Below are 24,869 nucleotides of genomic sequence, written 5' to 3' on the forward strand. Positions count from 1 at the left end.
CGTCAATGACAAGTTCAGAATCAGAAGACATTGTCAAGGGTGGTATTTGCTGTGTGATATACTGCCTACCCTTCAGGGTTTACATTTGTGTCAAAATTTGAGTGGAATGATCCTTATACCAATTCAAAATTCAAAATTCAAAATTCAAAATTCAAAATTAAGAATTAAGACAGAACAAGCATTTGGGGCTGTACATCTGTCGCATTCTTTTTTCAAATTGGTATTAGTGGGGCAAAAAAGTCCCCATTGCGGACGAAACAGTACGTACAACACTTAAAATCAGCTTTTAATTCATGTCAGCAAACCTATCTGTCGCCTCAATTAAAGCACTGCGAATTCCCACTTCACTCATTGAATGCCCCGCATCAGGAACAACGATAAATTCCGCTTCTGGCCAGGCTTTGTGTAATTCCCAAGCTGATACCATTGGGCAAACTACATCATAACGCCCTTGCACAATCACACCAGGAATATGGCGAATGCGGTCAACATTTAATAGTAGTTGATTATCAAAATTTAAAAAGCCTTTATTGATAAAATAATGGCATTCAATCCGAGCGAATGCTTCTGCAAATTTATCCTCTCCAAAAGTTTGCATTAATTGGGTATCTGTAAATAATCTGCTGGTGCTAGCTTCCCAAATTGACCAAGCCTTTGCTGCTGCTTGTCTAATTTCCAAATCAGGGCTAGTTAAACGTTGATAATACGCAGTCAGTAAATCATCACGTTCATCGACAGGAATTGGTTTGAGATATTCTTCCCAAGCATCAGGGAAAATATAGCTAGCACCTTCTTGATAAAACCACTTTAATTCTTTTTGCCTCAGCAAGAATATACCACGTAAAATTAAACCCGAACAGCGTTCTGGATGAGTTTGACTATAGGCTAAAGATAAGGTGCTACCCCAACTACCACCAAAAACTACCCACTTTTCTATATTTAAATGTTCCCGCAATTTTTCAATGTCATTGACTAAATCCCAAGTTGTATTTTCTCTTAACTCTGCATGGGGTTGACTTTTACCACAACCACGTTGATCAAACATAATTAATCGCCATTTTTCTGGATGAAAATATTGGCGATAATATGGCGGACACCCACCACCAGGGCCACCATGCAGTAAAACTATAGGCTTACCTTGGGGATTACCTGATTCTTCAAAATGAATCGTATGTAATTCCGAAACTTGTAATTTACCTGATTGATAAGGCTCAATGAGGGGATAAAGTTCACGCATTTTTAGAGGTAATTGTTGTGATGTTGTGTTATTTTTATGAGTCGTGATGCGTAAAACCCCCTGATTCATTTGGGGGATATAAGCGAATGAGCCAAATTTATTTGGCTATCTTATGTCAATCATGGTAACATAAGATTGTGTTAAAGAGGTCGAGCCATGATAATCTACGAGTTCAAATGTAAAGGAAAAGAAAAACAATATCGTGCAATAGATGAAACTATACGTACTAGCCAATTTATTCAAAACAAGTGCTTGCGCTATTGGATGGATAACAAAAAAATTGGCAGATATGACCTTAATAAATACTGTGCGGTATTGGCTCAAGAATTTCCTTTCGCAGATGAACTTAATTCAATGGCTAGACAGTCTGCCGCAGAACGTTCTTGGTCAGCGATATCTCGGTTTTACGACAACTGCAAAAAGAAAATTAAAGGTAAAAAGGGTTTTCCAAAATTTAAGAAAAACTGCCGTTCAGTAGAGTATAAAACGTCAGGATGGCAACTTTCGCCAAATCGGAAAGCTATCACCTTTAGGGATAAAAAGGGCATAGGTACTTTAAAACTAAAAGGAACATATGACCTAAACTACTACGATATCAAACAGATTAAGCGAGTTCGGTTAGTGCGTCGTGCTGATGGTTATTACGCTCAATTTGCTATTGATGAGGCAGCGCGTTGCGGGGGTTCCCCCCGTTGTAGCGACTGCCGTGTTGACGTAAGGATAGAAACTCAACCGACTAAAAAAGCAGTTGGTTTAGACTTAGGTCTGAACCACTTCATTGCTGATAGCAATGGTAATTTAGAACTTTCACCTAAGTTTTACCGTAAGGCAGAAAAGCAGTTAAACCGAGCTAACCGCAAGAAATCCAAGAAGTTCAGCAAGGAAAGAAAGAAAGCAAAGGCTAGACAATCTAACAATTACCGCAAGGCTAGAAATAGGTATGCCCGTAAACATTTAAAAGTAAGTAGACAGCGAAAAGAATATTGCAAGAAATTGGCATATTCCGTTGTTCACTCTAATGATGTGATAGTCTACGAAGATTTGAATGTCAAAGGCATGATAAAAAACCGACATCTATCCAAATCAATCAGTGACGCTGGGTGGTCAACTTTTCGTCAATGGTTAGAGTATTTTGGTTACAAATATGGGAAGATAACTATTGCTGTACCTCCCTACAACACAAGCCAAAATTGTTCTAATTGCGGAAAGAAAGTTAAAAAATCCCTATCTACTAGAACTCATGTCTGTGGGCATTGTAACTATGTGGAAGATAGGGACATAAACGCCAGCATCAACATTTTGAGATTAGGACTCAGTACGCTAGGGCATAGCGGAACTCACGCTTGGGGAGAGACTCCCTCTTGGGCGATTGGTGTAAACCTGTCGTCTAACGGAGACTCGTTGAACCAAGAATCCCCCGAATTTTAGTGAAAATGAGCGTAGCGAAATTTTCACTAAAATTCGGGGGAGTGTCAACCCATTATCGCTTGGCATAAGCAACCAAGGAAACACCCACAACCACAAATACAACTCCTGCAATGCGCGTGGGACTGGCTGCAAACTTAGTTAGTCCCAGCGCGCCGTAATGATCAAGGAAAAGTGCGGCAATCATCTGTCCTGCAATTGTTAGGGCAAGTGCTAGGGATGCTCCAATTTTGGGTGTAGCAAAAATGGTTGACCAAACATACAAAGTACCTAAACATCCACCAATCCACATCCACCAAGAAGTTTGTGACAGCACAGCAGCAGCAGGAATGGGATATTGTGCTACTAAACAAATAGCCAGCGATGCTAATGTACCCGCTAGGTAGGAAATGAATGTGACTTGCATGGGTTCACCTACATAGCGTCGCAGCAGAGTATTGAGAGCCACTTGGACTGGTAGAATAGCACCACCTGCGAGTGCTGCTAACAGATAAATCGTGCGTCCATTCATCTTTAATCCTCCCGCACAGAATCTATAAGAATATGGTTATTAGTTAGAGATTAGGTCTATTTCATACAGCAGAAAAATTATATTATTTAGACCCTTTGCAAAGTTCTCATATATTTGATTTTTTGGCAATAGATTTAATATGTTTTCTTGAGCGATCGCCTACTTGTTTTGATTAACAACGAGCAGAACGTGGCAACATGAAATTTTCCCCTTCTGCGGCAAATACTCCACGTACCATCAACACACTATAGTCAAATAAATAGGGAACAGTTGTAGAATGTTCTAAATTTAGCAATTCTGTACTAAAGTAAATGAAAATTTCTTCAATTGTTTGAGGAATTATCGCTAAAATTTGGCTTAAAGAGCATCTTTGTATTGTAACTAAATCAAAAAGATGCAGTTGATGATTTTCTATGCTCATACAGACTATTCAATCTAAATCTTCTGCATAATTTAAAATATAGTGATTCCCAGTTAAGTGAGATACAGATAATATTTGGAAACGCAGAGGAGCGCGGAGTAAAGCGCAGAGTTACGCAGAGATTTGTACCTCAGCAGATTAGGAAACGCTATACCTCTACTCTCATTAAATAAGAACAATGGTTTTTCATTCACTACACCAACAATATTAGAAACAGAAAGCCGATTCTCTAAAAGTCTATGCAGTAACGTCATAATGAGGTCTAGAGATAGTTAGTGATAGTACAGCCCTTACATTGGTGGATGAAACTGGACAAGTAATTGATATGGGTTCGCCTATTGATGAAATGTCAGTGCGATCGCATCCTGATTACTATGCTGATCAGGATCATCGCTATGCTCATTACTATCATGCCCATCGTCAGTTATTGTATGAGGTCATGTTGAAAGCTGGTTTTCAACGTAACCCCAAAGAATGGTGGCATTTTTGTTATGGTGATCAAATGTGGGCTTGGTTGAATCATCAATCAGTAGCCCGTTATGGGCGTTTATTTTAGCCTCTGTATACTAAGCATCTTCTGGATTCATCTGTCTTAATTCTTCAGTGGTGTATGTACCAATAGGACTCCAAAGTAAGTAGGGAACTAGTAATAATGTCGCTACCCCAGAAATTGGTAGCACACAGATTGCTAGTAACACTGCTAACATGAAACCACTTAAGCCGATAATTTCCCCGGTTTTTAGACTTTGCAGTCTCAGCATCAAGGGTATATAAGCGACTGTGATGATTTCTACCAATATGTATAAACCCATCAGTAACCAAGTAATTACACTCCCTGGATTGTGCAGCCAAACCACATTAGCTGAAGCCGCACCACAAATAAAAATTACAGTCCAGATGAGGGGGATAAACGGTTCAAAAACTAGCCATCGGGGACGACTTAATTGTGCAAACCATTTAACATCACGCGGCGTAATGAAGAAACTACCAACCGCTACTAAGAATGTCACAGCCCCGATTACCATCCAGGATGGAATCATAATTTTACTCAACTAATCTTTTGTCAATTAATACACTGCCAGTTTGACAATCGATGATATGGGTTGAATCATTCGCTGGTAGTAACCTTAAGCATCTTGGGGGTTAATCTGCATCATTTGCCAAGTGGTGTATGTCCCGATGGGACTCCAAAGTAAATAGGGGACTAATAATAAGGCTGCCCAACCAGAAACAGTTAAAACTGTAATTGCCAAAATAATACAAATGGTGAACCCTGTACCACCGATGAGTGTACCTACCTGGAGGCTACGAAGCTTGAACATCACAGGTGTATAGGCAATGGTGACAATTTCTAGTAGCAGGTATAAACCCATGAGTACCCAAGTTGTATTGGTATTGGGGTTACGTTCCCAAATAATATAGGCTGACCATGCACCGCAGACAAAGACAACAGTCCAAATTATGGGAATTGCGGCTTCAAAGGTTAGCCATCGTGGTCTTTGTAAGCGTTTAAACCACTGACGATCGCTCGGTGTAATTAAGTTTGCGGCTAAAGCCACTACAAGAACTATACCCCCAATCACCATCCAAGATTTAATCATTGCCCTTTATTCCTGGCGATCGCCAACTATGCTTTCAATATCTGTTATTCTTCCCCAATCATGTCAATTTAATGCCTAATTACTCATCAATCCTAAGTTTGAGATGTTTGCTTTGGCTAATTTTCTGTCTAGAGGTATGGTTTTGGCTATGTCTGGAGGTGGGGGTAAAGACTAGAAGGTAAAAATATCCTGGTGTTGGGGAAGTAGGTAATTTTAGATATATGCAAGCCGAAACAGAAACGCGATCGCTAGTACATAGTTCACTGCATGGAATTGCCAAGACGATTAATCTTACTGGTTGGATAACTTTTTGGGTGCAACTAGCACTAGTCGTGGTTTCTGGATTAGTGCTACTATTTGCTTCCACCGGACGCAGATTTGCTACTCAACAAAATACAGGCATCGGGATTGGGATCTTCTGGGCTATTTGTGCAGTTGCGGCCTTATTGTTTAGTGTGTATTGGTATTTTCGCTATACTCGCATCGCCAAGCGACTAGACAATCCCAACCCAGCTTTACATCCTACTAAAGCAGATACCATCAGAATTATTGAAATAGGAGTTTTGGCAGGTTTAATAGGGATGTTACTCGCTCTTGTGGGTGCTGGTGCAACATTAGGAGTTTTAGTTGCCAAATCCATCTCTCAACCGCCAGGAGTAGCGATTGTTGATCCCAATAAAATTATCCGCGCTTTGGATGTGTTTGTGATGGTAGCAAATATTAATGGTATTGCTGCCCACTTTATCGGGACTGTCGCTTCATTGTGGTTGTTGCAAAAATTAAGGTGATGGGGAATAGGGCATTGGGCATTGGGCATTGGGCATTGTATTTTTCTTCGCCTACACCCTTACATCCCTATACTTCTATCCCCTTTTTTACAAATTCTAGACACAATTGCCGAAAGCGATCGCCCCTCACTTCAAAGTTGGGGAATTGATCAAAGCTGGCGCAGGCTGGTGATAGTAATACTACTGCTGCTTGATGTTCTTTGGCTAACTCTGCACCTCTAGGTACTGCGTTTTCCATTGTTTCTACAATTTCATAATTGTTATAACCAACTTCTTGCAGCCGTTGAGCAAAGGCTGGTGCCGCCGCGCCAATCAGTAAGACAGCCGCCGCTTTGGCTTGGATACTAGCTAACCACGCTGTATCATCTCCTGGTTTAGCTTCACCGCCAGCAATTAACACCACTGGACTACTCACAGATGCTAGTCCTACGTCTGCTGCGTCGTAATTGGTGGCTTTGCTGTCGTTGATAAAATCAATGCCTTCCCAGGTGCAAATATGCTCTAAGCGGTGGGGAACTCCAGGGAATTCTCGTACAGCTTTGTCGATGGCTGTAGGTGCGATGCCGGCTAGTCTCGCTACACCTACGGACATGAGTAAGTTTTGTAGGTTATGCGCTCCCACCATCCGCAAAGCAGAGGCCTCAATAATTCTCTGGGGTTGAGAGTCGGCTTGTAACTGTTCTATTACCCAACCATCCTCAATATAAAAGCCTTTGTTCCCAATCAGAAAGTCTTTACCCTTGACACTTGTCCAGTAAGCATCCGGCCAATCACTGATACCTACTTTACTTAGATAAGCATCATCACCGTTCACAACTTGTAATTGCGACTGACGTAACAGCTTGGCTTTGATGTTGTAATAATTTTCTAGGGTTTTGTGACGGGCTAGGTGATCTGGAGTAAAAGTTGTCCAGACGCTAATGTGAGGAGCTAGAGATGCAGAAGATTCGATTTGATAGCTGCTCATTTCCCCAATTATCCAATCGGGTAATTTCTTGGCTAACGCTACTTCACAAGCAGCGTAGCCAATGTTACCGCAAGCTGGGGCATCAAATCCTGCCGCTTGAAAAATGGCTGCAATCAGGGCTGTGGTGGTAGTTTTACCGTTTGTGCCTGTGATTCCCACCCAAGGCAGCTTGTATAAATTGCGCCAAGCCAATTCCATTTCGCCAATTGTTTCTATGCCCAATTCTCGCGCCTTGACTAACACTGGTATGTCCCAAGGCACACCCGGACTAACGACAATTAAATTGGGTATATCAGCACCATCTAATTCTAATGAATGCCCTAGTTTAACTGTAATTTGTTCCTTGGCGAGTGCTTGTTGTTGACTGAGGAGGGTTTCGGAGGTGTTGCGGTCACTCAGCATCACCTCCCAACCTTCCCGTTTCAACAATCTCGCCGCAGCAATACCGGACTTTCCTAATCCAATGACATGGGCTTTGGACATAGACTGTGGCAGATTTCCCTGGTTAAGCACTCATTATGTTATCGCTAATTGGCAAAAATTAACACCATATTTTATTGCTTTATACTACAGATTTTTGCAGGTTAGAGGTGTAGGAGTTTAAAGGTATAGGGTTCGGCTGTTGACTCTGTAGCTTTTTCAGAGGTCAAAATTCATTGCTCCCACCACATAAGAGTCCTATATTAATAAATAGTCGGAGTATCTTGGAGGTCTAGATGAATGTACAACTTGTTAATTCTCTCGTAGAAGTGGTACTAAACCTCTCTCCCGAAGAGCAAAAACTCTTTCAAGAAAAGCTTAGCAACAAGCATTCAACGTTACTAACTAGTAAACCTCAAACATCATCCGAGAGATTATTACTTTGGCAAGAGTGGATAGATACAGCACCAAAAAGCTATGCCAACCTTGATGATGAAGCTCTGCGGCGAGAAAACATCTACGATGATGAAGTATGACCCATTATTTATTAGATACTAATATCCTGTTACGCTCCAGGGATATAGCTTCACCCGATTATAATCTTGTTGATCGCACAATCAGGTATCTAATATCTAATAACCATCAATGTTTTATTACATCTCAAGTTTTAATTGAATTTTGGGTTGTAGCCACCCGTCCTGTAGCTGTAAATGGATTTGGATGGACACCAGAGGAAACCGAAGGAACGGTGCAAATGCTCATAAATCAGTTTGAGTGGCTGGAAGAAACACCGGATGTCTTTCGCTTTTGGTTTAGGCTCGCTACAACTTATAAGGTTTCTGGGAAACGTACCCATGATTTACGCATACAAGCCGTAGTGCTTGCTCACAACATCAGCCATATTCTGACTTTAAACCCAAAAGACTTTGTAGAAGTTGAGGGAATTACGAGCCGTGATGCGTAAAGCCCCCAAGTATGAAGCACAAAACCAATAAGTTTTGTGCTTCATACGTCTTTTAAGTGGGGGATATAAGCGAATGGGACAAATTTATTTGTCCGCGAAAAATGATACAATCGAATTGTCCACAACACAGGCAGAGTCTCGCCGCAAGGGAGGAACCTGTCTCGGAATGGGTGGCAACATATTTTTCGCCGTCGGGCAGCCGGTGTATGCTTGCGGAGGGTAAAGTAATCTGGGATGTTGCTGTATGGATTCGTCCTTTGGGTATCTTGGATCTCCCTGTGAGGCAAGAATCCCCGAAATTTTATTTCGGGGAGTGTCAATATTGTTCATCCCAGTAGCATCAACAGCTAGAAACTGGGATAAGTGTATGATGTTCACATTAAACGTAATTTGTGATAGATACACGAATTTACCAAGCCCCATTGGTTTAGGTGTAGGGGTGTAGGGGGAAGAAAAAGCAGCCAACCCAACCCTTGAGTTAAAAGCCCTGGTTCTTGGGGCAAACGTGTTGGGCGGGGATTGAAAAAGAACCCAACCCCTTAAACCCTTACACCCTTAAACCCTTAAACCCCTAACTTTTTACAATTGCCCCAAAGTCTGCTAACACACGAGCGTGATTTCGCAATAATCCCAGCAAATTCAAGCGATTGCGCTTAATTTCTGGATCAGGGTCAATCACTAAAACGCTATCCGCCCCATCAAAGAAATTACTCACTGTTGGGGCAATATTTATTAACCCTTCTACTAACAGTTGATAGTTACGTGATTGCTGTGCGGCTTGGGTTTGCGGTACTAATTTAACTAAGGCTGCATAAAAGGCTGACTCAGAAGACTTTTGGAATAGTTCTGGACGGACTAAATTTGTGGGGTCTAGCTGTTTGGTATCTAAATCACCTTGGGCTGCTAGTCTGGTGGAACGGTTGACGGTTTCGTAGATTTTATCGAGTGTACCATCGCGACGGATTTGTTGCAGGTATAGGGCGCGATCGCGCACATCTAATAAATCCTGTAATGCCCTATCTGTATACTCTGGATCATTTTCTCCCAAGACGGCATTTACTAAGTCGTAGTCAATTTGTTTTTCTTCTTGCAGTAGGGTGCGAATCCGTTGTAAGAAGAATTCCTGTAAGGCCGAGTTTAATTTCCCTAAGTCCTTATTGTATTGCTGGCAGAAGTTAGCAGCGACTTGTTCTAACAGAGTAGCTAAATTGATTTGTAAATTCGCCGCCCAAGTAATGTTAACTACAGCGTTAGCAGCGCGACGCAAAGCAAAGGGGTCAGAAGAACCACTGGGAATTAATCCTAAACCAAAGATACTCACTAAAGTATCGAGTCTATCTGCGATACCGACTACTTGACCTGTGAGGGTTTGGGGTAGGATGTCATCTGCCCCCCGTGGTAAATAATGTTCAAAAATCGCTGTAGCCACTGCGGTTGATTCACCGCTAGCGATCGCGTATTTTTGTCCCATAATTCCCTGTAACTCTGGGAATTCAAAGACCATTTGCGTTACTAGGTCGGCTTTACACAATAATGCGCCCCGTTCAATATGTTGGCAACTGTCTGCATTTAATTGCAGTTGGGTAGAAATTTGCCCAGCAATATTAACTATCCGGTCTACTTTAGTGCGTAATGAACCTAAATCTTCTTGGAAGGTGACGGTTTCTAGTTGGGGTAAATAATTTTCTAAAGCCTTTGATAAATCAGATTTGTAGAAAAACTGTCCATCTGCTAGCCTAGCTCTAATTACCCGTTCATTACCCACGGCAATAATCTCGGCTTTGTTGGGGTCGCCATTACCCACAGTAATAAAATAAGCTTGCAATTCTGTTGTACTACCTGCTTTAAATACGGGGAAATAACGCTGGTGACTCACCATGACCGTAGTAATTACTTCCGTAGGTAAGGCTAAAAATTCTGTTTCAAATTTACCTACCACTGGAGAAGGCCATTCTACTAAATTCGTCACTTCCTCTAATAAGTCGGGGTACATTTCCGTACTCCCGTTTAATTTCTGTACCGCCGCTCGTACTTGTGATTGGATTGATTGGGTGCGTTCTTCGGGATCTACAACTACGTAAGCATCACGCAGCGTTTTCACGTAGTCGGCGGCGTTGTGGATGGTGACGGGTTCAGGATGTAAAACACGATGACCATAGGAAATGCGATCGCTGTTAATTTTAAGCGAACCATTTTCTAATTCAATCGGCAGAATCGCCTCATCTAACAAACTCACTAACCAACGAATGGGACGAGAAAATCTCACATCCCCATCTCCCCAGCGCATCAGGCGTTTACCTTCTAGGTTGTAAATCCACTGGGGAACCAGTTCTGTCAAGATATCCGCCACAGGACGGCCGGGAATACTTTTTTGGACAAAGACAAAATCCCCTTTATCTGTAGGACGCACTTCTAAGGCTTCTATCGCCACACCTTGCTTTTTCGCAAAACCTATGGCGGCTGGTGTGGGTTGGCCATCTTTAAAAGCAGCTTGGGCGGGTGGGCCTTTGATTTCCTCTTCTCTGTCTGGTTGCTGGGATGGTAAACCCGTAATCAGTACCGCCAACCGCCGGGGAGTACCGTAAACTGTGACCGATTCACTATTGAGGCTATGGGCTGCTAAACTTTCAGGAATACGCGATCGCCATTGTGCCACAGCACCACTCAGAAAGCTTGCAGGTAGTTCTTCTGTACCAACTTCTAATAAAAATGCCGTCATATTTAAGGTTGCGTAGCTTAACTTTCATTGGTCAATTCCAACAGTTTACCTCGCCATCACGCTGAGGTGGACTATGCCAAGCTACTGTTTGTCGATGGAAAAAGGCAGGGGGCAGGGGGCAGGGGGCAGGGGAGGCAGGGGAGGCAGAGGAAGAAGAATACAATGATCGTATTTGCTCTGACCCATTGAATAATTGATTTTCTGGCAGTCTCTTATACCTGTTGAGGAAATTAAGGACACCAGAATTCAAAGTAATGGCTCTATTATTGAGCTGCGGTCATAGCAGTGGCTTCTTTACCTTTATTGGCTGCCATATTAGATACTTCTCGGTCAATAAAAAATATACCCTGTCCTTCTGTGCCAATTAGGTTAATTTTATCGAGAATCCCCTTAAATAAAAACTCTTCCTGATGCTGTTCAGCAACATACCATTGCAAAAATTGCAGGGTAGAATAATCTGGTTCTGTATTTGCTAAATGCACCAAGTCATTAATCTTGCGAGTGATGGACTGTTCATGTTCGTAAATTTGTTCAAACAGTTCTGTCAAAGAAGAGAAATAATGAGGCGGGGCTTGCATTCCACCAATCACCGCCAATGCACCTGTTTCATGTAAATAATTGAGCAAGCGACGCATGTGCATCATCTCTTCATCAGCGTGTTGACTTAAAAAAGTGGCACATCCTTCCAAGGCTTTATAAGCACACCAAGAACTCATTTGTAGATAAAGATGGGAAGAATACATTTCCAAATTGATTTGTTCATTCAACCGATCAATCATTGCTTGAGACAGCATATTTTTAACTCCTTGTTAGACAATTTTGGATTTTAAATTTGTGTATCCCCAAACCCCGTAATACCAATTCGCAATTCGCAATGGACTAACGTCCTGCTTCGCTAACGCAATGGACTAACGTCCCGCTTCGCTAACGCAATTCGCGATGGACTTCTCTACGAGACGCTACGCTAACGCTAACGCAATTGCGAAATCCTGACTTGACAAGGGTTTTCGGATTTGGATCTGTTTCAAGATTGTCGTGAATTGGCGTAAGCAACTCAACGCGATTCCACAAAAATACTTTGCGCTGTTTCCCAATCCAAGGCAGCACGAGTTCTACCAACCATGATGATGTAGGATGGAAAGCGTTGCTCTAGGACTAAATTACAACCTGGTAAAATGCCAAAGGCCATGAGCTTTTGTAACACTGCATCATCTTCAGTTCGCAAACAGACGACGGTTTGCGGTTGACCAATTTTGACTGTTGATAAGGCGTTCATATTAAAACTGCACTCCGAATAAAGTTAAGCCAAAATTGACAAGATATCCCATCAAAAAAGCAAAGGGAAAAATAAACAGCACGATCGCCACAGTAGTTTTAGTTCCCCTCTCTTTAATCAGCATTTGCAATTGAGCAATACAAGGTAAAAACAATGTCAAAACAATCGCTGCTACCACTAACTGATTACCTGTGAGGCTACCTTGTTGCTGTAAATCAAATAGTCCGGCTGCACCATAATCTCTTCTAAAAAAACCATAAAGAAAGATTGGTGCTGCTTGTGTGGGCATTCCCAAGGACGCAATTAGGGGTTCAATTCCCCGAATAATCATGTCAAATATTCCTGTTAATCGTCCCACCCAAATCAACACTGAAGCCCAAATAAATAAAGGTAGAACTTCCAGAAAATACCATTTCATTCGCACCCAGGTTTTAGTTAACACATTGCGTAATTTGGGCAAACGCAAAGGCGGAACTTCCATGTAAAATTTGCCGGAATTACCTGGTAATAATTTGGCGGTGAGATAGCCGACTACGATAAAAATGGCACTGATAAAACCTCCCCAAAACAGTAAGGCGGCGGGTTTTTGCGCGAGTAATCCCACAATGACACCCCACTGGGCTGCACAGGGAATAGCCAGGGATAACAAAAAGGTAGCAATTAACCTTTCCCGCTTGGTTTCTAAAGTGCGGGTGACAATGGTGGCCATGGTGTCGCAACCCAAGCCCAAAACCATTGGAATTACGGCACGTCCAGATAAACCCACAGATTTGAATAGCCTATCTAGCATTAAAGATAAGCGTGGGAGATAACCACTATCTTCTAGTAACGAGAACATCAAGAAGTAGGTAGCAACCACAGGTAAAACAATCGCAGTAGCATAGCGAATCCCCAAGGTGATGATGCCATAGTCATTGGCAATCAGGTCTTGCATTGGTCGCCAAGGAATAACTTGGGCGGTGATGTGGTTGACTAATGGGTTAATTTGTGATTCAAAAAATGTTTCGATGTGATCAACTAGTTCCCCCGCACCAAATTCACCGACAAATTTGTAAACTCCGTAGTAGAGGATAACGACAAGGATAGGGAAGCCGGTAATAGGGTTGACTGTGAGTTGATGTAATGTCTCCGTCAGGGAAGATCGCGCCTGTCTGGTTTCCTGCAAAGCGGCTCTTTCTATAGCATGAGCTTGGTGTTGACGAGTATTGGCGATCGCTAATCCAATGGGTTGTTTGAGTTGATTTTGCGTGACAGTAATCAATACTTCTAAATGCCGACACTGTTCTTGATCCCGTTGTAAGGTTTGCCATAGTCCTGGATCTTTTTGTAACAGTAATAAAGCTAAACTCCGGGGAGACAGGGAGTAATTAGCAAATAAATAGCGTTCGCCCAAGGTTTGCCACCATGATTCTAGTTGTGCGATCGCTGCTTCAATTGGTTCTGGATAAATTACTTGACTAGTCATAATTTTTGACTATTGACTATTGACTCTTTCCCTACACACCCACTCGAACTAGACGGAACCGGCACAAAAGGCATAATTTTATGTTTCAATTCATCTATGCCTTGGTTCAAAGCCGCCGCCAGACAAACTACAGGAATTTCCAACTCCATCTCCAATGCGTCTTGTCGCACATCCAGCCCCCAACGTTGGGCTTCATCCATCATGTTGACGGCAAGTATTACTGGCAGTCGAGCTTCAATGAGTTGAAAGGTGAGTGGTAGCATTCTTCCCAAGTTCTTCGCATCCACTACATGAATCACGGCTGCTACAGGTTCAATTAATAATAAATCTCTCGCCACTTTTTCTTCTTCACTAATTGGCAGCAGTGAATACATCCCTGGTGTATCAACCACCGTTATAGTTTGCTCCCCTATCTGTGCCAGTCCCCTACTCACCTCTACAGTAGTACCAGGGTAATTAGATACTGTGACGTAAATTCCCGTCAGGGCATTAAACAATACGCTTTTACCAACATTCGGCATTCCTACCAAGGCAATAGGGGGATGAGAAAACACTTCCTTCGCCAAAAATTGCTTACTTTTGCGAAAGAATGGCAATCTTTGTGATGGTTTTCCACAAGATTGACCCTGAGATTTACACTTATGACATTCCATAGGAATTTTTTATTGAGTTTTACTGCAAGTAATTCTCAAATTAAAATGTGAGGATCTTGTGAGGGAATATGATATGTGGGTTTTGTTTACCCTAAGTTGTAAAACTTCGCACTATGTCTTAATTCAACATATTTGAGCCAGGCTTGATCAAATTTCTCCTTTTGTTGTTCCCTTTTCCAGCAAATATCAGAAATATATAAATTTTTGTAAAGATCTTCGTAAAAATACGGAGGCGGTGGAGAAGCACAATTATAGAAGCAATGAGCTTGCATCGCCCATCAAGAAGATTGTGACAAGGGGAACAATGATGTTAAAAAAACTAGTAGCATCTGTGGTGACTTCCGTGGGTCTATTAAGCCTGAATGCTAGCCCGACATTAGCAAGACCAGCCCAAGATTTCCGCTATCATCGAAGCTTTAATACTACAAACTGTAATATTGCGATTAACGGCGAAAGATATACTTGTGATTATGGGGTCATGGGTGCATTCAGTAATGCTACTGCCAACCTCAAACTATGTTCTACACGATATTGTTTTATTCTGATACTGAGTCGCGCGCAACTCGCTAATGTTGCCGATGGTCAAGATTTTTACGTCAATCAAGTGGCTTTTCAACGCGGCAACTCGATTGTAGATGAATGGGATGCTTCCATTAGATGTGGGTTTAGTCGCTCAGATGGTATAGGATGCCTGGGTGAACTGGACAATGGCACTAAAATTGCCATTTATGTTGAATAAGATCATCCTCAGTCCACACAATTAATTTCTCTTACCCATTAATGACCAGCAATAGTAAACTCTATCCATATATAGGATAGAGTTTTTTATACACACTGATGTTAGTCACCAGATAAATTTGTTAAGTAATCCTATCTACATAGATTCTTAACTCTAAAATAAAAATTTGCGGAAAATTGTTAAAGATTTGATGAATTAACCGTATAAACCCTATAAATAATGAATATAAAGCTACAATTTCTCTGAAGAATAAAATACCACTAAAAGTAAACAGTATCAGTAAACTGGGAAATTTGACTGTATTACACACAATTACTGCTCATCTTGAAAGTTGGCAATTATAGGTTGATATTCATACTGACAAGTGATTTATCTGAGGCAACAAACCCATCAACTTATACGTCTTTTCACGGAAAGGCATCATAGTAGCCACGTACTTTATTTATCGCTGGGTTCTAGTGCGAGACTTTTGCAAAAAATCCTAACTAAAATTATGAAAACTTAGCTGATATCCAAACAACTGATATTCTCAAGCGTACATTCAGGAAAAATTTTTATTAAAATCTCATGCACATTCTGATTTACTCATACAACTATTACCCTGAACCCATAGGCATTGCACCTTTAATCACGGAACTAGCAGAAGGTTTAGTGACAAGAGGGCATCAAGTGAGGGTAATCACAGGCATGCCCAATTATCCCCAAAGGGAAATCTACAAGGAATATCAGGGTAAATGGTATGTAACAGAAAAAAAGAATGGTGTGACTATCCAGCGCAGTTACTTACGAATTAAATCTAAACCCAATTTAATAGATCGCTTACTACTGGAATTAAGTTTTATATTTACCAGTTTACCGCAAGCCTTCAACGGCAAGCGGCCTGATGTCATTCTCCTCACAGTCCCGCCACTGTTAGTTTCCCTTCCTGCTACTTTACTAGGTCGTTTATATGGATGTCCTGTAGTGCTGAATGTCCAAGATATTCTGCCAGAAGCCGCAATTCGTGTTGGACTGATGACGAATAAGCGAATGATTCAGTTTTGTGAAGCTATAGAAAAGTTTGCTTATCGTTATGCTACTAAAATTAGTGTAATTGCTGATGGGTTTTTAGAGAATTTAGTCAAGAAGGGAGTCAACCCCCAAAAGATGGTGTGTATTCCCAATTGGGTGGATGTAAATTTTATTCGCCCCTTAAATAAAAACAATTCTTGGAGAAGCAATCATCAACTAAATGGTAAATTTGTGGTGATGTACTCTGGTAACATCGCCCTCACCCAAGGTTTAGAAACGGTAGTTGCAGCCGCAGCTTGTTTGCGTCATATTCCCGACATTAGTTTTGTGATTGTGGGGGAATCGAAGGCTTTAGCAAGATTACAAAAACATTGTTTAGCCTGTGGTGCAGATAACGTTTTACTTCTACCCCTACAACCAAGAGAACAATTACCCCAAATGTTAGCTACGGCTGATGTGGGTTTGATTGTCCAAAAAAGCAATGTGATTTCCTTTAATATGCCTTCTAAGATCCCTCTATTATTAGCGGCTGGTCGTCCAGTAGTGGGATCAGTTCCAGATAATGGGACAGCAGCCAAAGTAATTACAGAAAGCGGTGGTGGTCTAATTGTTGAGCCAGAGTCACCAGAAGCACTAGCAGCCGCAGTGTTGGAACTGTACAATAATGCTGACTTAGCTGCAAAATTAGGGCATCAAGGTAGACAGTTTGCGTTAGAGAAGTTTGCCTTTGAACAAGCTATAGAGAGTTATGAAGATTTATTCTTTGATGTCATAGGTCAAAGAAGACCAACTTTAGATAAAACCGAACCCTTGAGTGAACCAAAATCAATTGTTGATGTTTCTAGATAACAATCGCAGACTTACATTAGGGAATAGGGCATCGGGCATTGGGCATGGGGCATGGGAACATTAGGGTAAAATTTCCCTTGTCTCCTATTCCCCATTCCCTATTCCCCAGTCCCCATTCCCCAGTCCCCATTCACCAGTCCCCAATCCCCATTCCCCCAATCACCATATAATTATTTTTTACACATCAATAAAATATGGCAGCATTGATTGGAAGAGATTTATTAAGTCTGGCAGACTTGAATCCTACGGAACTTCAAGAACTTCTGCAATTGGCGACTCAATTGAAATCGCAAAAATTGCAATTGCGGTGTAATAAAGTCTTGGGTTTGTTGTTTTCTAAGGCTTCAACTCGCACAAGGGTTAGCTTTACGGTGGCGATGTATCAATTGGGTGGACAAGTTATTGATCTCAACCCTAATGTCACTCAAGTTAGTCGGGGCGAACCTGTACAAGATACAGCACGAGTATTAGATCGCTATTTAGATATTCTGGCAATTCGCACCTTTGCTCAACAGGAGTTGGAAACTTTTGCTGACTATGCCAAAATTCCTGTAATTAATGCGCTGACAGATTTAGAACATCCTTGCCAAATATTAGCTGATTTATTAACTGTGCAGGAATGTTTCGGGACTCTGGCAGGGTTAACTTTAACCTACGTTGGTGATGGCAATAATGTTGCTAACTCTTTGCTTTTGGGTTGTGCTTTGGCGGGAATGAATGTCAGAATCGCCACTCCCCAAGGTTATGAACCAGATCCTAACATTGTGGAGCAAACACGGGCGATCGCAGGAGATAAAACTGAGGTGTTAATTACTCATGATCCACACTTAGCCACAAAGGGCGCATCTGTACTCTACACTGATGTTTGGGCAAGTATGGGACAAGAAGCAGAAGCAGGCGATCGCTTCCCTATTTTCCAACCATATCAGATTTCTGAAGAGTTATTGAGTCTCGCTGACCCAGAGGCGATTGTTTTACACTGTTTACCCGCCCATCGTGGGGAAGAAATTACTGAAGAAGTAATGGAAGGTTCCCATTCACGCATTTGGGATCAGGCGGAAAATCGTCTGCACGCACAAAAGGCTTTGTTAGCCAGTATCTTAGGTGCTGATTGAAAATTTAAAACTAAAAATTAAAAAGGCAAAAGAAAGATAATTTGATTTTCTTTTGCCTTTAAACCTAATTTTGCTCATTTACAAGCAAACACAACCATAAGAAAGTAGATTTTTCACCTATTGATTAATATACGGGCAGATTCTACCAAAACATCTGTTTTTAAACATGAACTTCTAACAGAGTCCGCCCCTAATGACTAATGACTGATGACTAATGACTAATTTTTATTTTTATCTTGTGATTAGAGGTTTTTTATAGTACTAATGTTCTAGGGACATTTATATTTACATCCCTCATTAATTGTATGGAAAGACTCACTCAAGCGCAACAAGAACTTTATGAATGGTTAGCCGAATATATCAGAACACATCAGCATTCACCTTCGATTCGCCAAATGATGCAAGCGATGAATTTAAAATCGCCAGCACCAATTCAAAGTCGTTTAGAACATTTACGCAATAAAGGATACATTGAATGGACAGAAGGGAAAGCAAGAACAATTAGAATTTTACAATCTTTGAAGCAAGGTATACCCGTTTTAGGAACTATTGCGGCGGGGGGTTTAATAGATCCTTTTACTGATGCTGTGGAGCATATCGATTTTTCCAATCTAATTTTACCGCCGCAAACCTATGCTTTACGGGTCGCGGGGGATAGCATGATTGAGGATTTAATTAGTGATGGTGATTTAGTATTTTTGCGTCCGGTTCCTGAACCTGAACATTTAAAAAATGGCACGATTGTAGCGGCGCGAGTTGATGGCTATGGTACTACATTAAAACGTTTTTATCGTAGTGGCGATCGCGTCACCCTCAAACCCGCTAACGCCAAATACAACCCCATCGAAGTTGCAGCCATGCAAGTAGAGGTGCAAGGTTCTCTTGTCGGTGTTTGGCGGGGTTATATGTGAATGGGGAATTGGGAATTGGGAATGGGGAATTGGGAATGGGGAATTGGGAATGGGGAATGGGGAATGGGGAATGGGGAATAGGAGACGAGGTAGACAAGGTAGATTTTATCCCGATGCCCAATGCCCAATGCCCCATGCCCAATGCCCCATGCCCAATGCCCGATGCCCGATGCTCGATGCCCGATGCCCAAAATGAATTTTGAATTTTGAATTTTGAATTTTGAATTTTTATGTACCTGACGCTAAATTCAGTGCAGCTACCTCCTAGCTTTCGCTTAACTTTGCCATTTGTTAAGGAAAGTGGGGGGAGTTATCAAACTCAGCCATTACCAGGATGCCCTATGATGCCGGTATCTCTGCAATTACGCCCTTATCAGCGACAAGCTATTACTAACTGGTTTGCTAATCACGGCAGAGGTACGCTGAAAATGGCTACTGGTAGTGGTAAGACTATTACTGCACTGGCTATAGCTTGTGAACTTTACCAACAAATTAACTTGCAGATGTTGTTGGTGGTGTGTCCTTACCGCCATCTTGTCACCCAATGGGCGCGGGAATGTGAAAAGTTTAACTTACAACCGATTTTAGCTTTTGAGAATGTTCGCAATTGGCAAAGTCAACTTTCTACTCAACTTTACAATCTGCGTTCTCATTCTCAAGGCTTCATCACGGTAATTACAACTAACTCCACATTAATTGGTGAGGGATTGCAATCACAACTCAAGTATTTTCCTATCAAAACATTAATTATTGGCGATGAAGCCCATAATTTAGGCGCACCGAAGTTAGAAGAAAGTCTACCTAGAAGCGTGGGTTTGAGGTTGGCTTTATCGGCTACGCCAGAAAGATATTTTGATGATGATGGCACACAATCTTTATTTGATTATTTTGGGGCAGTTTTACAGCCGGAGTTTACTTTGAGGGATGCAATTTCTCAAGGAGCTTTGGTACATTACTTATATTATCCTATCCTGGTAGAGTTAACGGAAGCAGAAAGTATTGCTTATTTAAAATTAACTAAAAAAATCGGTAGATCAATACTATATCGAGAAAAAGAAATTAAGGAATCGACTAATTTTGAAGATATTGCAGATTTAAAGCCATTATTAATGCAAAGAGCCAGATTAATTGGCGCAGCTAGTAATAAATTAAATGCCCTGCGTCAATTAATGGCTAGTCGTCGCGATACCACACACACATTATTTTATTGTAGTGATGGTTCGCTAGAAGCAGGTCAACGTTCTTCTTTACGACAACTCAAAGCCGTGGCGAAAATTTTAGGCAGAGAATTAGGCTATAAAGTTAGTACCTACACAGCCCAAACACCTTTAGCAGAACGAGAAATCTTACGTCATCAATTTGAAAATGGCGAATTACAGGGTTTAGTCGCAATTCGGTGTTTAGATGAAGGGGTAGACATTCCAGCCATGCAAACGGCTGTGATTTTATCGAGTTCTGGTAATCCTCGCCAATTTATTCAAAGACGGGGAAGAGTTTTACGTCCCCATCCCCAAAAGCAACGAGCTACTATATTTGATATGATTGTATTGCCCCCAGATTTGGATAGAGAAACCATAGAAGTAGAACGGAATCTGTTAAGAAAGGAACTAAGAAGATTTGTAGAATTTGCTGATTTAGCTGATAATGCGGGTGAAGCGCGAATCAAACTGCTAAATTTACAAAAACGTTATGGCTTGTTAGATATTTGAGGTAAGATGAGCCATATTAACAATATATTCTTGCTCATCATCGTGAGGTAACAACAAAAGTAATTAACCACGGATACAAGCAGATGGATGCAGATAAGTTTGTACATGGTTAGACCAGAAACTCTATATGAAAAGGACTGTGTTCAATAACCTGTATTACTTATAAACAAATATTTATTATTAGCAACCTTAGCTGCAAGCACATCTGAAAAATAACATCGGTATCAGCTTTGGTTTAGCACATTTGGCTAGCCATTATATGATGAAAATTTATGACTTTTAGTTGATTTTTTAGATTTTGAATAAAATATTTTGTGAATCGCAGCATGAATGTACTCTATGCCATTGATTTGCCTAATTTAGAGCAGGTAATGGAAGATGCTCCTGTTACTGTCACATCAGATATTTTGTTGATTGATGTGATTGATTTAATGAATCGGACACTAGGTATTGATAGTAGTTTAGGGGCAGGAAATTTACCCCAACAACGCTACATAGGCTGTATTTTGATTGTTGAAGGTAAAAGATTAATAGGTATATTCACACTCAAAGATGTAGTTAGGGTAATTGCTTCAGGTCAGGATTTATCTGGTGTCAGAATTGGGGAAGTGATGACACAGCAAGTGATCACTCTGACTCCTACTCCAGAGGATACTGCCTTAACTGCTTTACTGTTCATGGGTCATCATCAGATTAGTCACTTACCTGTTTTAGATGCACAAGGGGAATTGGTGGGACTAGTTACCCAGGAAAGAATACGTCAAGTGATTGAGCCAGCGCATTGTTTGAAATTTCGCACTGTCGCAGATGTGATGGTGACTCAAGTGGTTCACGCACCACCAACTGCATCATTGCGGGAGTTGGCGCAAACTATGAGCGATCGCCAGATTAGCTGTGTAGTGATTGTCACACAACAGCCAGGCGATCGCCATCTATTCCCAGTGGGGATGGTGACGGAGCGAGATATGATCAATTTTCAGTTACAAGGACTAGATATTGACAGGACTCCGGCGGAAGCTGTTATGAGTCAGCCTGTGTGCAGTGTTAGTGCCAGTGATTTGCTGTGGAGAGTACAGGAGTTGATGCAGCAGCAAGGGGTGCGGCGTGTAGTTGTGGTGGGGGAACATGGAGAACTCCAAGGATTAGTTACCCAAACCAATCTCCTACAAATCTTTAACCCCTCGGAAATGCTGGGAGTGATGGACACCTTACAACAAAAAGTCCATGAGCAAACTATGCAACTACAAACAGCGAACCAACAATTGCAGCAAGAGGTGAGCCAACGTCAACAGGTAGAAGCATCGCTTAAACAAGCTCAAGCAGAATTAGAATTACGTGTCGCAGAACGCACGGCGGAACTAGTGCAGAAAAATGTGCGCTTACACAGAGAAATTGCGGAGCGTAAACAAATTGAAATCGCACTTCAAGAGCGATCGCATCAATGGCAAGCCTTGTTTGATCATGCCTTAGATGCGATCGCTATTGTAGATGACGAAGGAAAGTATGTAGATGCCAATCCAGCAGCCTGTAAATTGTTTGGGGTATCTAAGCCAGAACTTTTAAGTGCGAGAATAACGGACTTTACCACACCAGGATTTGATTTTGCTCAAACTTGGCAACAATTCTGCCAACAAGGACGAATGTTGGGTGAATTTAAATTACGTCGTCCTGATGGTACAGTCCGGGATACCGAATTTGCGGCGGTTGCTAACTTCATCCCACATCGTCATCTTTCCATAATCCGAGATGTTAGCGATCGGCAACAGGCTGAGACCAGACTGCAAAAAAGTGAGCAAAGACTGCAACTTGCACTTTTAGCTAGTAATACTGGCATTTGGGACTGGAATTTGCAAACTAATGAGGTTCACTGGTCGCAAGATTTATTTTACTTATTTGGGGTGACTCCTGACACCTTTGAGGTCAGCTATGAAAATTTTTTAAATAGCATTGTCCATCCTGAAGATAGACAACACCTGCATCAATCAGTTTTGCACTCAATTGACCAGCAAGTACCCTATGATATTGAATTTCGGTTTATCTACCCGGATGGTAAAGTTGGTTGGTCAGTATGCAAGGGTAAAGTGTTGTGCGATGACACCACTGGTGAGCCACTGCAAATGATTGGGGTGAATATAGACATCACTGAGCGTAAACAGGCTGAATTAGCTCTACGAGAAAGTGAAAAAAGGCTGCAACTAGCACTTTCAGCCACCAATACAGGAATTTGGGACTGGAATCTGCAAACTAATGAAGTCATCTGGTCTGAGAATGTATTCCCACTATTTGATCTCGACTCTCAGATATTTAACTGCAATTTGCCATCCTTTTTAAATTGCATACATCCTGAAGACCGTGAATTTGTGGAACAATCGATGATGCGGGCTATTGATGAGCAAACACTTTGTGATGTTGAGTTCCGTATAGTTTGGCGTGATGGTACTATACATTGGGGCAATGGTAAAGGCAAAGCATTCTACGATCAAACTGGTCAGCCACTGCGGATGATTGGGGTGCATCAGGACATCACCAACCGCAAACAGACTGAAGCCTCATTGAGAGAAAGTGAACAAAGGCTACAAGCAATTATTGATAATTCCCCGGCTGTAATTTACGTCAAAGACATCCAGGGAAAGCATCTTTTGGTAAATTCTGAGTTTGAAAGAATTACCCACCTCAAACGAGAAGAAGTCAAAACTAAAACTAATGATGAAATATTCGCTTCTGAACTTGCTCAAGCCTTGACGAGAAATGATCAAGATATCCTCACTTCTGGAAAACCTTTGCAGTCTGAGGAGGTAATTGAACTAGATGATGGACTACATACTTATTTGAGTATCAAATTTCCTCTTTGTGATTCCGAGGGTCGTCCCTACGCTATTTGTGGTATTTCCACAGATATCACTGAGAAAAAACAACTAGAGCAACAATTCTACCGCGCCCAAAGGTTAGAAAGTATCGGCACTTTAGCTAGTGGTATTGCCCACGACTTGAATAATGTCTTTGCACCCATTGTGATGATTGCCCAACTTTTACCTTTAAGATGTAAAAATGTCGATGTACGAACTCAAGAATTATTCAAAACTCTAGAAACTAGCTCAAAGCGTGGTTCTGATTTAGTGAAACAGATTCTTACCTTTGCCCGTGGGAAAGAAGGTCAACGTATTTTGTTACAACCGGGACATCTGCTCAAAGAATTAGTCAAAGTCATTAAGCAGACATTTCCTAAAGGCATAGAAATTCACACAGACATTCCCAGTAATACACTCTGGATGTTACAAGCCGATCCCACCCAATTAGATCAGGTGTTCATGAATTTGGCAGTTAATGCCCGTGATGCCATGCCTAATGGTGGTATGCTCACCATTACGGCAGAAAATTATGTGATTGATGAGACTTATGCCCGAATGCACCTTGAGGCGCGTGCAGGCGGCTATGTTTTGGTGAAAGTTGCAGACACAGGGACAGGAATTCCGCCAGAATTTTTGGAACGAATATTTGATCCCTTTTTTACCACGAAAGAAGTCGGTAAAGGTACAGGTTTAGGATTATCCACGGTTTTAGGAATTGTTAAAAACCACGGTGGTTTTGTGGAAGTATCAAGTCAGGTGGGTAGAGGTACGCAATTTCGGGTGTTTTTGCCCATCTCCACAGGAACAGCCACAGAGGTAAATATAGAGACGGAGTTGCCCAGGGGTCACGGTGAGTTAATTTTAGTGGCTGATGATGAAACCGTCGTTCAACAAACCACACAGGAAACCTTAGAAGACTATAACTATCGTACCCTAGTGGTGAATGATGGCATTGAGGCGATCGCTCTTTACGCCCAACAGCCAAACGACATCAGTGTAGTCTTACTCGATATGCTCATGCCCAACATGGATGGCTTAACCACTATCCGCACCCTCAAAGCCCTGAATCCACAGGTGAAAATTATTGCTACTAGCGGTTTACCAGCCAATGAACAAAAAGCGATCGCAGTTGGTGCTACTAAATTTCTCTCTAAACCCTACACGGCAACAGAGTTATTGCAGACTTTAGCGGATGTTGTACAAAATTAGGGACTGGGAAAAATGCTACCTTGTCTACCT

Annotated in this window: 22 protein-coding genes and 1 pseudogene; 12 read left to right on the forward strand and 11 right to left on the reverse strand. The window is 41.6% G+C overall.

Features of this window, described 5'->3' with window-relative positions; all coding sequences use genetic code 11:
- Nucleotides 1-286: 286 nt before the first annotated feature.
- Nucleotides 287-1,237, reverse strand: a complete 951-nt coding sequence (pip, locus tag CLI64_RS12055; protein ID WP_103140688.1) for a prolyl aminopeptidase — start codon at nt 1,235-1,237, stop codon at nt 287-289.
- Between the two features lie 156 nt (nt 1,238-1,393).
- Here pip and CLI64_RS12060 point away from each other — a divergent pair, with 156 nt between their 5' ends.
- Complete coding sequence (locus CLI64_RS12060) at nt 1,394-2,665, forward strand: RNA-guided endonuclease TnpB family protein (protein WP_103137455.1); 1,272 nt, start codon at nt 1,394-1,396, stop codon at nt 2,663-2,665.
- A 52-nt stretch (nt 2,666-2,717) separates the two neighbouring features.
- Here the strand turns inward: CLI64_RS12060 and CLI64_RS12065 are convergent, their stop codons facing one another.
- Together CLI64_RS12065 and CLI64_RS12070 are read right to left on the reverse strand one after the other, a co-directional pair.
- The gene (locus tag CLI64_RS12065; protein ID WP_103137456.1) at nt 2,718-3,173 is read right to left on the reverse strand and encodes a DMT family transporter; all 456 of its coding nucleotides are present in this window, start codon (nt 3,171-3,173) and stop codon (nt 2,718-2,720) included.
- Between the two features lie 172 nt (nt 3,174-3,345).
- Nucleotides 3,346-3,594, reverse strand: coding sequence for a hypothetical protein (locus CLI64_RS12070; protein WP_103137457.1), 249 nt, complete (start codon nt 3,592-3,594; stop codon nt 3,346-3,348).
- Between the two features lie 289 nt (nt 3,595-3,883).
- Between CLI64_RS12070 and CLI64_RS12080 the strand changes: the two are divergent.
- Nucleotides 3,884-4,150 (forward strand): annotated as a pseudogene (locus CLI64_RS12080) (M15 family metallopeptidase); the annotation flags it as partial.
- A gap of 10 nt (nt 4,151-4,160) precedes the next feature.
- Here CLI64_RS12080 and CLI64_RS12085 read toward each other — a convergent pair.
- Together CLI64_RS12085 and CLI64_RS12090 are read right to left on the reverse strand one after the other, a co-directional pair.
- Nucleotides 4,161-4,634 (reverse strand): TspO/MBR family protein, encoded by a 474-nt coding sequence (locus CLI64_RS12085; RefSeq protein ID WP_103137458.1) that lies wholly within the window; start codon nt 4,632-4,634, stop codon nt 4,161-4,163.
- A gap of 87 nt (nt 4,635-4,721) precedes the next feature.
- Nucleotides 4,722-5,195, reverse strand: a complete 474-nt coding sequence (locus CLI64_RS12090; RefSeq protein ID WP_103137459.1) for a TspO/MBR family protein — start codon at nt 5,193-5,195, stop codon at nt 4,722-4,724.
- A 221-nt stretch (nt 5,196-5,416) separates the two neighbouring features.
- Here CLI64_RS12090 and CLI64_RS12095 point away from each other — a divergent pair, with 221 nt between their 5' ends.
- Nucleotides 5,417-5,983: a DUF3611 family protein gene (locus tag CLI64_RS12095; protein WP_103137460.1), complete on the forward strand. Its 567-nt coding sequence runs from the start codon at nt 5,417-5,419 to the stop codon at nt 5,981-5,983.
- 67 nt (nt 5,984-6,050) lie between these two features.
- On the opposite strand, the gene murD is transcribed toward CLI64_RS12095, so the two are convergent.
- On the reverse strand, nt 6,051-7,433 hold the full coding sequence (murD, locus tag CLI64_RS12100) for a UDP-N-acetylmuramoyl-L-alanine--D-glutamate ligase (protein WP_103137461.1): 1,383 nt from the start codon (nt 7,431-7,433) through the stop codon (nt 6,051-6,053).
- A gap of 233 nt (nt 7,434-7,666) precedes the next feature.
- Between murD and CLI64_RS12105 the strand changes: the two genes are divergently transcribed.
- Nucleotides 7,667-7,906, forward strand: coding sequence for a hypothetical protein (locus CLI64_RS12105; RefSeq protein WP_103137462.1), 240 nt, complete (start codon nt 7,667-7,669; stop codon nt 7,904-7,906).
- Nucleotides 7,903-8,334, forward strand: a complete 432-nt coding sequence (locus tag CLI64_RS12110) for a PIN domain-containing protein (protein ID WP_103137463.1) — start codon at nt 7,903-7,905, stop codon at nt 8,332-8,334. Before CLI64_RS12105 ends, CLI64_RS12110 begins: the two co-directional genes overlap by 4 nt.
- A 571-nt stretch (nt 8,335-8,905) precedes the next feature.
- Here CLI64_RS12110 and glyS read toward each other — a convergent pair.
- From glyS to CLI64_RS12140, 5 genes are all read right to left on the reverse strand, one after another.
- A complete protein-coding gene (gene glyS / locus CLI64_RS12120) occupies nt 8,906-11,053 on the reverse strand; it encodes a glycine--tRNA ligase subunit beta (RefSeq protein ID WP_103137465.1) in 2,148 nt (715 codons plus the stop codon).
- Nucleotides 11,054-11,316: 263 nt separating this feature from the next.
- The gene (gene ftnA / locus CLI64_RS12125; RefSeq protein WP_103137466.1) at nt 11,317-11,847 is read right to left on the reverse strand and encodes a non-heme ferritin; all 531 of its coding nucleotides are present in this window, start codon (nt 11,845-11,847) and stop codon (nt 11,317-11,319) included.
- Between the two features lie 260 nt (nt 11,848-12,107).
- Nucleotides 12,108-12,329 carry a FeoA family protein gene (locus tag CLI64_RS12130; protein WP_103137467.1) on the reverse strand — a complete coding sequence of 74 codons (222 nt, stop codon included), beginning with the start codon at nt 12,327-12,329 and terminating at the stop codon, nt 12,108-12,110.
- Between the two features lies 1 nt (nt 12,330).
- Nucleotides 12,331-13,794 (reverse strand): ferrous iron transporter B, encoded by a 1,464-nt coding sequence (locus tag CLI64_RS12135; protein ID WP_103137468.1) that lies wholly within the window; start codon nt 13,792-13,794, stop codon nt 12,331-12,333.
- Nucleotides 13,791-14,447 carry a FeoB small GTPase domain-containing protein gene (locus tag CLI64_RS12140; RefSeq protein WP_103137469.1) on the reverse strand — a complete coding sequence of 219 codons (657 nt, stop codon included), beginning with the start codon at nt 14,445-14,447 and terminating at the stop codon, nt 13,791-13,793. The genes CLI64_RS12135 and CLI64_RS12140 overlap by 4 nt, the downstream gene beginning before the upstream one ends.
- A 304-nt stretch (nt 14,448-14,751) precedes the next feature.
- Here CLI64_RS12140 and CLI64_RS12145 point away from each other — a divergent pair, with 304 nt between their 5' ends.
- From CLI64_RS12145 to CLI64_RS12180, 7 genes are all read left to right on the forward strand, one after another.
- Nucleotides 14,752-15,186, forward strand: coding sequence for a hypothetical protein (locus CLI64_RS12145; RefSeq protein ID WP_157943264.1), 435 nt, complete (start codon nt 14,752-14,754; stop codon nt 15,184-15,186).
- A 567-nt stretch (nt 15,187-15,753) separates the two neighbouring features.
- Nucleotides 15,754-17,046 carry a glycosyltransferase family 4 protein gene (locus CLI64_RS12155; RefSeq protein WP_103137472.1) on the forward strand — a complete coding sequence of 431 codons (1,293 nt, stop codon included), beginning with the start codon at nt 15,754-15,756 and terminating at the stop codon, nt 17,044-17,046.
- Between the two features lie 194 nt (nt 17,047-17,240).
- Entirely contained in the window at nt 17,241-18,161 is a 921-nt protein-coding gene (gene argF / locus CLI64_RS12160) for an ornithine carbamoyltransferase (protein WP_103137473.1), read from the forward strand.
- Nucleotides 18,162-18,466: 305 nt separating this feature from the next.
- Nucleotides 18,467-19,072: a transcriptional repressor LexA gene (gene lexA / locus CLI64_RS12165; protein WP_103137474.1), complete on the forward strand. Its 606-nt coding sequence runs from the start codon at nt 18,467-18,469 to the stop codon at nt 19,070-19,072.
- A 35-nt stretch (nt 19,073-19,107) separates the two neighbouring features.
- Nucleotides 19,108-19,275, forward strand: a complete 168-nt coding sequence (locus CLI64_RS12170) for a hypothetical protein (RefSeq protein ID WP_157943265.1) — start codon at nt 19,108-19,110, stop codon at nt 19,273-19,275.
- Between the two features lie 27 nt (nt 19,276-19,302).
- Nucleotides 19,303-20,781: a DNA phosphorothioation system restriction enzyme gene (locus CLI64_RS12175; protein WP_103137476.1), complete on the forward strand. Its 1,479-nt coding sequence runs from the start codon at nt 19,303-19,305 to the stop codon at nt 20,779-20,781.
- A 326-nt stretch (nt 20,782-21,107) separates the two neighbouring features.
- The gene (locus CLI64_RS12180; protein ID WP_103137477.1) at nt 21,108-24,839 is read left to right on the forward strand and encodes a PAS domain S-box protein; all 3,732 of its coding nucleotides are present in this window, start codon (nt 21,108-21,110) and stop codon (nt 24,837-24,839) included.
- Nucleotides 24,840-24,869: the final 30 nt, after the last annotated feature.

Origin of the sequence: Nostoc sp. CENA543, from assembly GCF_002896875.1 — a bacterium.
In the GTDB taxonomy this organism is placed as follows: domain Bacteria; phylum Cyanobacteriota; class Cyanobacteriia; order Cyanobacteriales; family Nostocaceae; genus Trichormus.

What these genes read in the sequence shown, in the direction of transcription:
- CLI64_RS12170 (WP_157943265.1), top strand. Translation starts at nt 19,108, where the DNA reads ATGGGGAATTGGGAATGGGGAATGGGGAATGGGGAATGGGGAATAGGA.
- CLI64_RS12175 (WP_103137476.1), top strand. Translation starts at nt 19,303, where the DNA reads ATGTACCTGACGCTAAATTCAGTGCAGCTACCTCCTAGCTTTCGCTTA.
- lexA (WP_103137474.1), top strand. Translation starts at nt 18,467, where the DNA reads ATGGAAAGACTCACTCAAGCGCAACAAGAACTTTATGAATGGTTAGCC.
- CLI64_RS12105 (WP_103137462.1), top strand. Translation starts at nt 7,667, where the DNA reads ATGAATGTACAACTTGTTAATTCTCTCGTAGAAGTGGTACTAAACCTC.
- CLI64_RS12095 (WP_103137460.1), top strand. Translation starts at nt 5,417, where the DNA reads ATGCAAGCCGAAACAGAAACGCGATCGCTAGTACATAGTTCACTGCAT.
- CLI64_RS12110 (WP_103137463.1), top strand. Translation starts at nt 7,903, where the DNA reads ATGACCCATTATTTATTAGATACTAATATCCTGTTACGCTCCAGGGAT.
- CLI64_RS12145 (WP_157943264.1), top strand. Translation starts at nt 14,752, where the DNA reads ATGATGTTAAAAAAACTAGTAGCATCTGTGGTGACTTCCGTGGGTCTA.
- murD (WP_103137461.1), bottom strand. Translation starts at nt 7,433, where the DNA reads ATGTCCAAAGCCCATGTCATTGGATTAGGAAAGTCCGGTATTGCTGCG.
- glyS (WP_103137465.1), bottom strand. Translation starts at nt 11,053, where the DNA reads ATGACGGCATTTTTATTAGAAGTTGGTACAGAAGAACTACCTGCAAGC.
- CLI64_RS12090 (WP_103137459.1), bottom strand. Translation starts at nt 5,195, where the DNA reads ATGATTAAATCTTGGATGGTGATTGGGGGTATAGTTCTTGTAGTGGCT.
- CLI64_RS12065 (WP_103137456.1), bottom strand. Translation starts at nt 3,173, where the DNA reads ATGAATGGACGCACGATTTATCTGTTAGCAGCACTCGCAGGTGGTGCT.
- CLI64_RS12085 (WP_103137458.1), bottom strand. Translation starts at nt 4,634, where the DNA reads ATGATTCCATCCTGGATGGTAATCGGGGCTGTGACATTCTTAGTAGCG.
- ftnA (WP_103137466.1), bottom strand. Translation starts at nt 11,847, where the DNA reads ATGCTGTCTCAAGCAATGATTGATCGGTTGAATGAACAAATCAATTTG.
- CLI64_RS12060 (WP_103137455.1), top strand. Translation starts at nt 1,394, where the DNA reads ATGATAATCTACGAGTTCAAATGTAAAGGAAAAGAAAAACAATATCGT.
- argF (WP_103137473.1), top strand. Translation starts at nt 17,241, where the DNA reads ATGGCAGCATTGATTGGAAGAGATTTATTAAGTCTGGCAGACTTGAAT.
- CLI64_RS12155 (WP_103137472.1), top strand. Translation starts at nt 15,754, where the DNA reads ATGCACATTCTGATTTACTCATACAACTATTACCCTGAACCCATAGGC.
- CLI64_RS12140 (WP_103137469.1), bottom strand. Translation starts at nt 14,447, where the DNA reads ATGGAATGTCATAAGTGTAAATCTCAGGGTCAATCTTGTGGAAAACCA.
- CLI64_RS12070 (WP_103137457.1), bottom strand. Translation starts at nt 3,594, where the DNA reads ATGAGCATAGAAAATCATCAACTGCATCTTTTTGATTTAGTTACAATA.
- CLI64_RS12135 (WP_103137468.1), bottom strand. Translation starts at nt 13,794, where the DNA reads ATGACTAGTCAAGTAATTTATCCAGAACCAATTGAAGCAGCGATCGCA.
- pip (WP_103140688.1), bottom strand. Translation starts at nt 1,237, where the DNA reads ATGCGTGAACTTTATCCCCTCATTGAGCCTTATCAATCAGGTAAATTA.
- CLI64_RS12180 (WP_103137477.1), top strand. Translation starts at nt 21,108, where the DNA reads ATGAATGTACTCTATGCCATTGATTTGCCTAATTTAGAGCAGGTAATG.
- CLI64_RS12130 (WP_103137467.1), bottom strand. Translation starts at nt 12,329, where the DNA reads ATGAACGCCTTATCAACAGTCAAAATTGGTCAACCGCAAACCGTCGTC.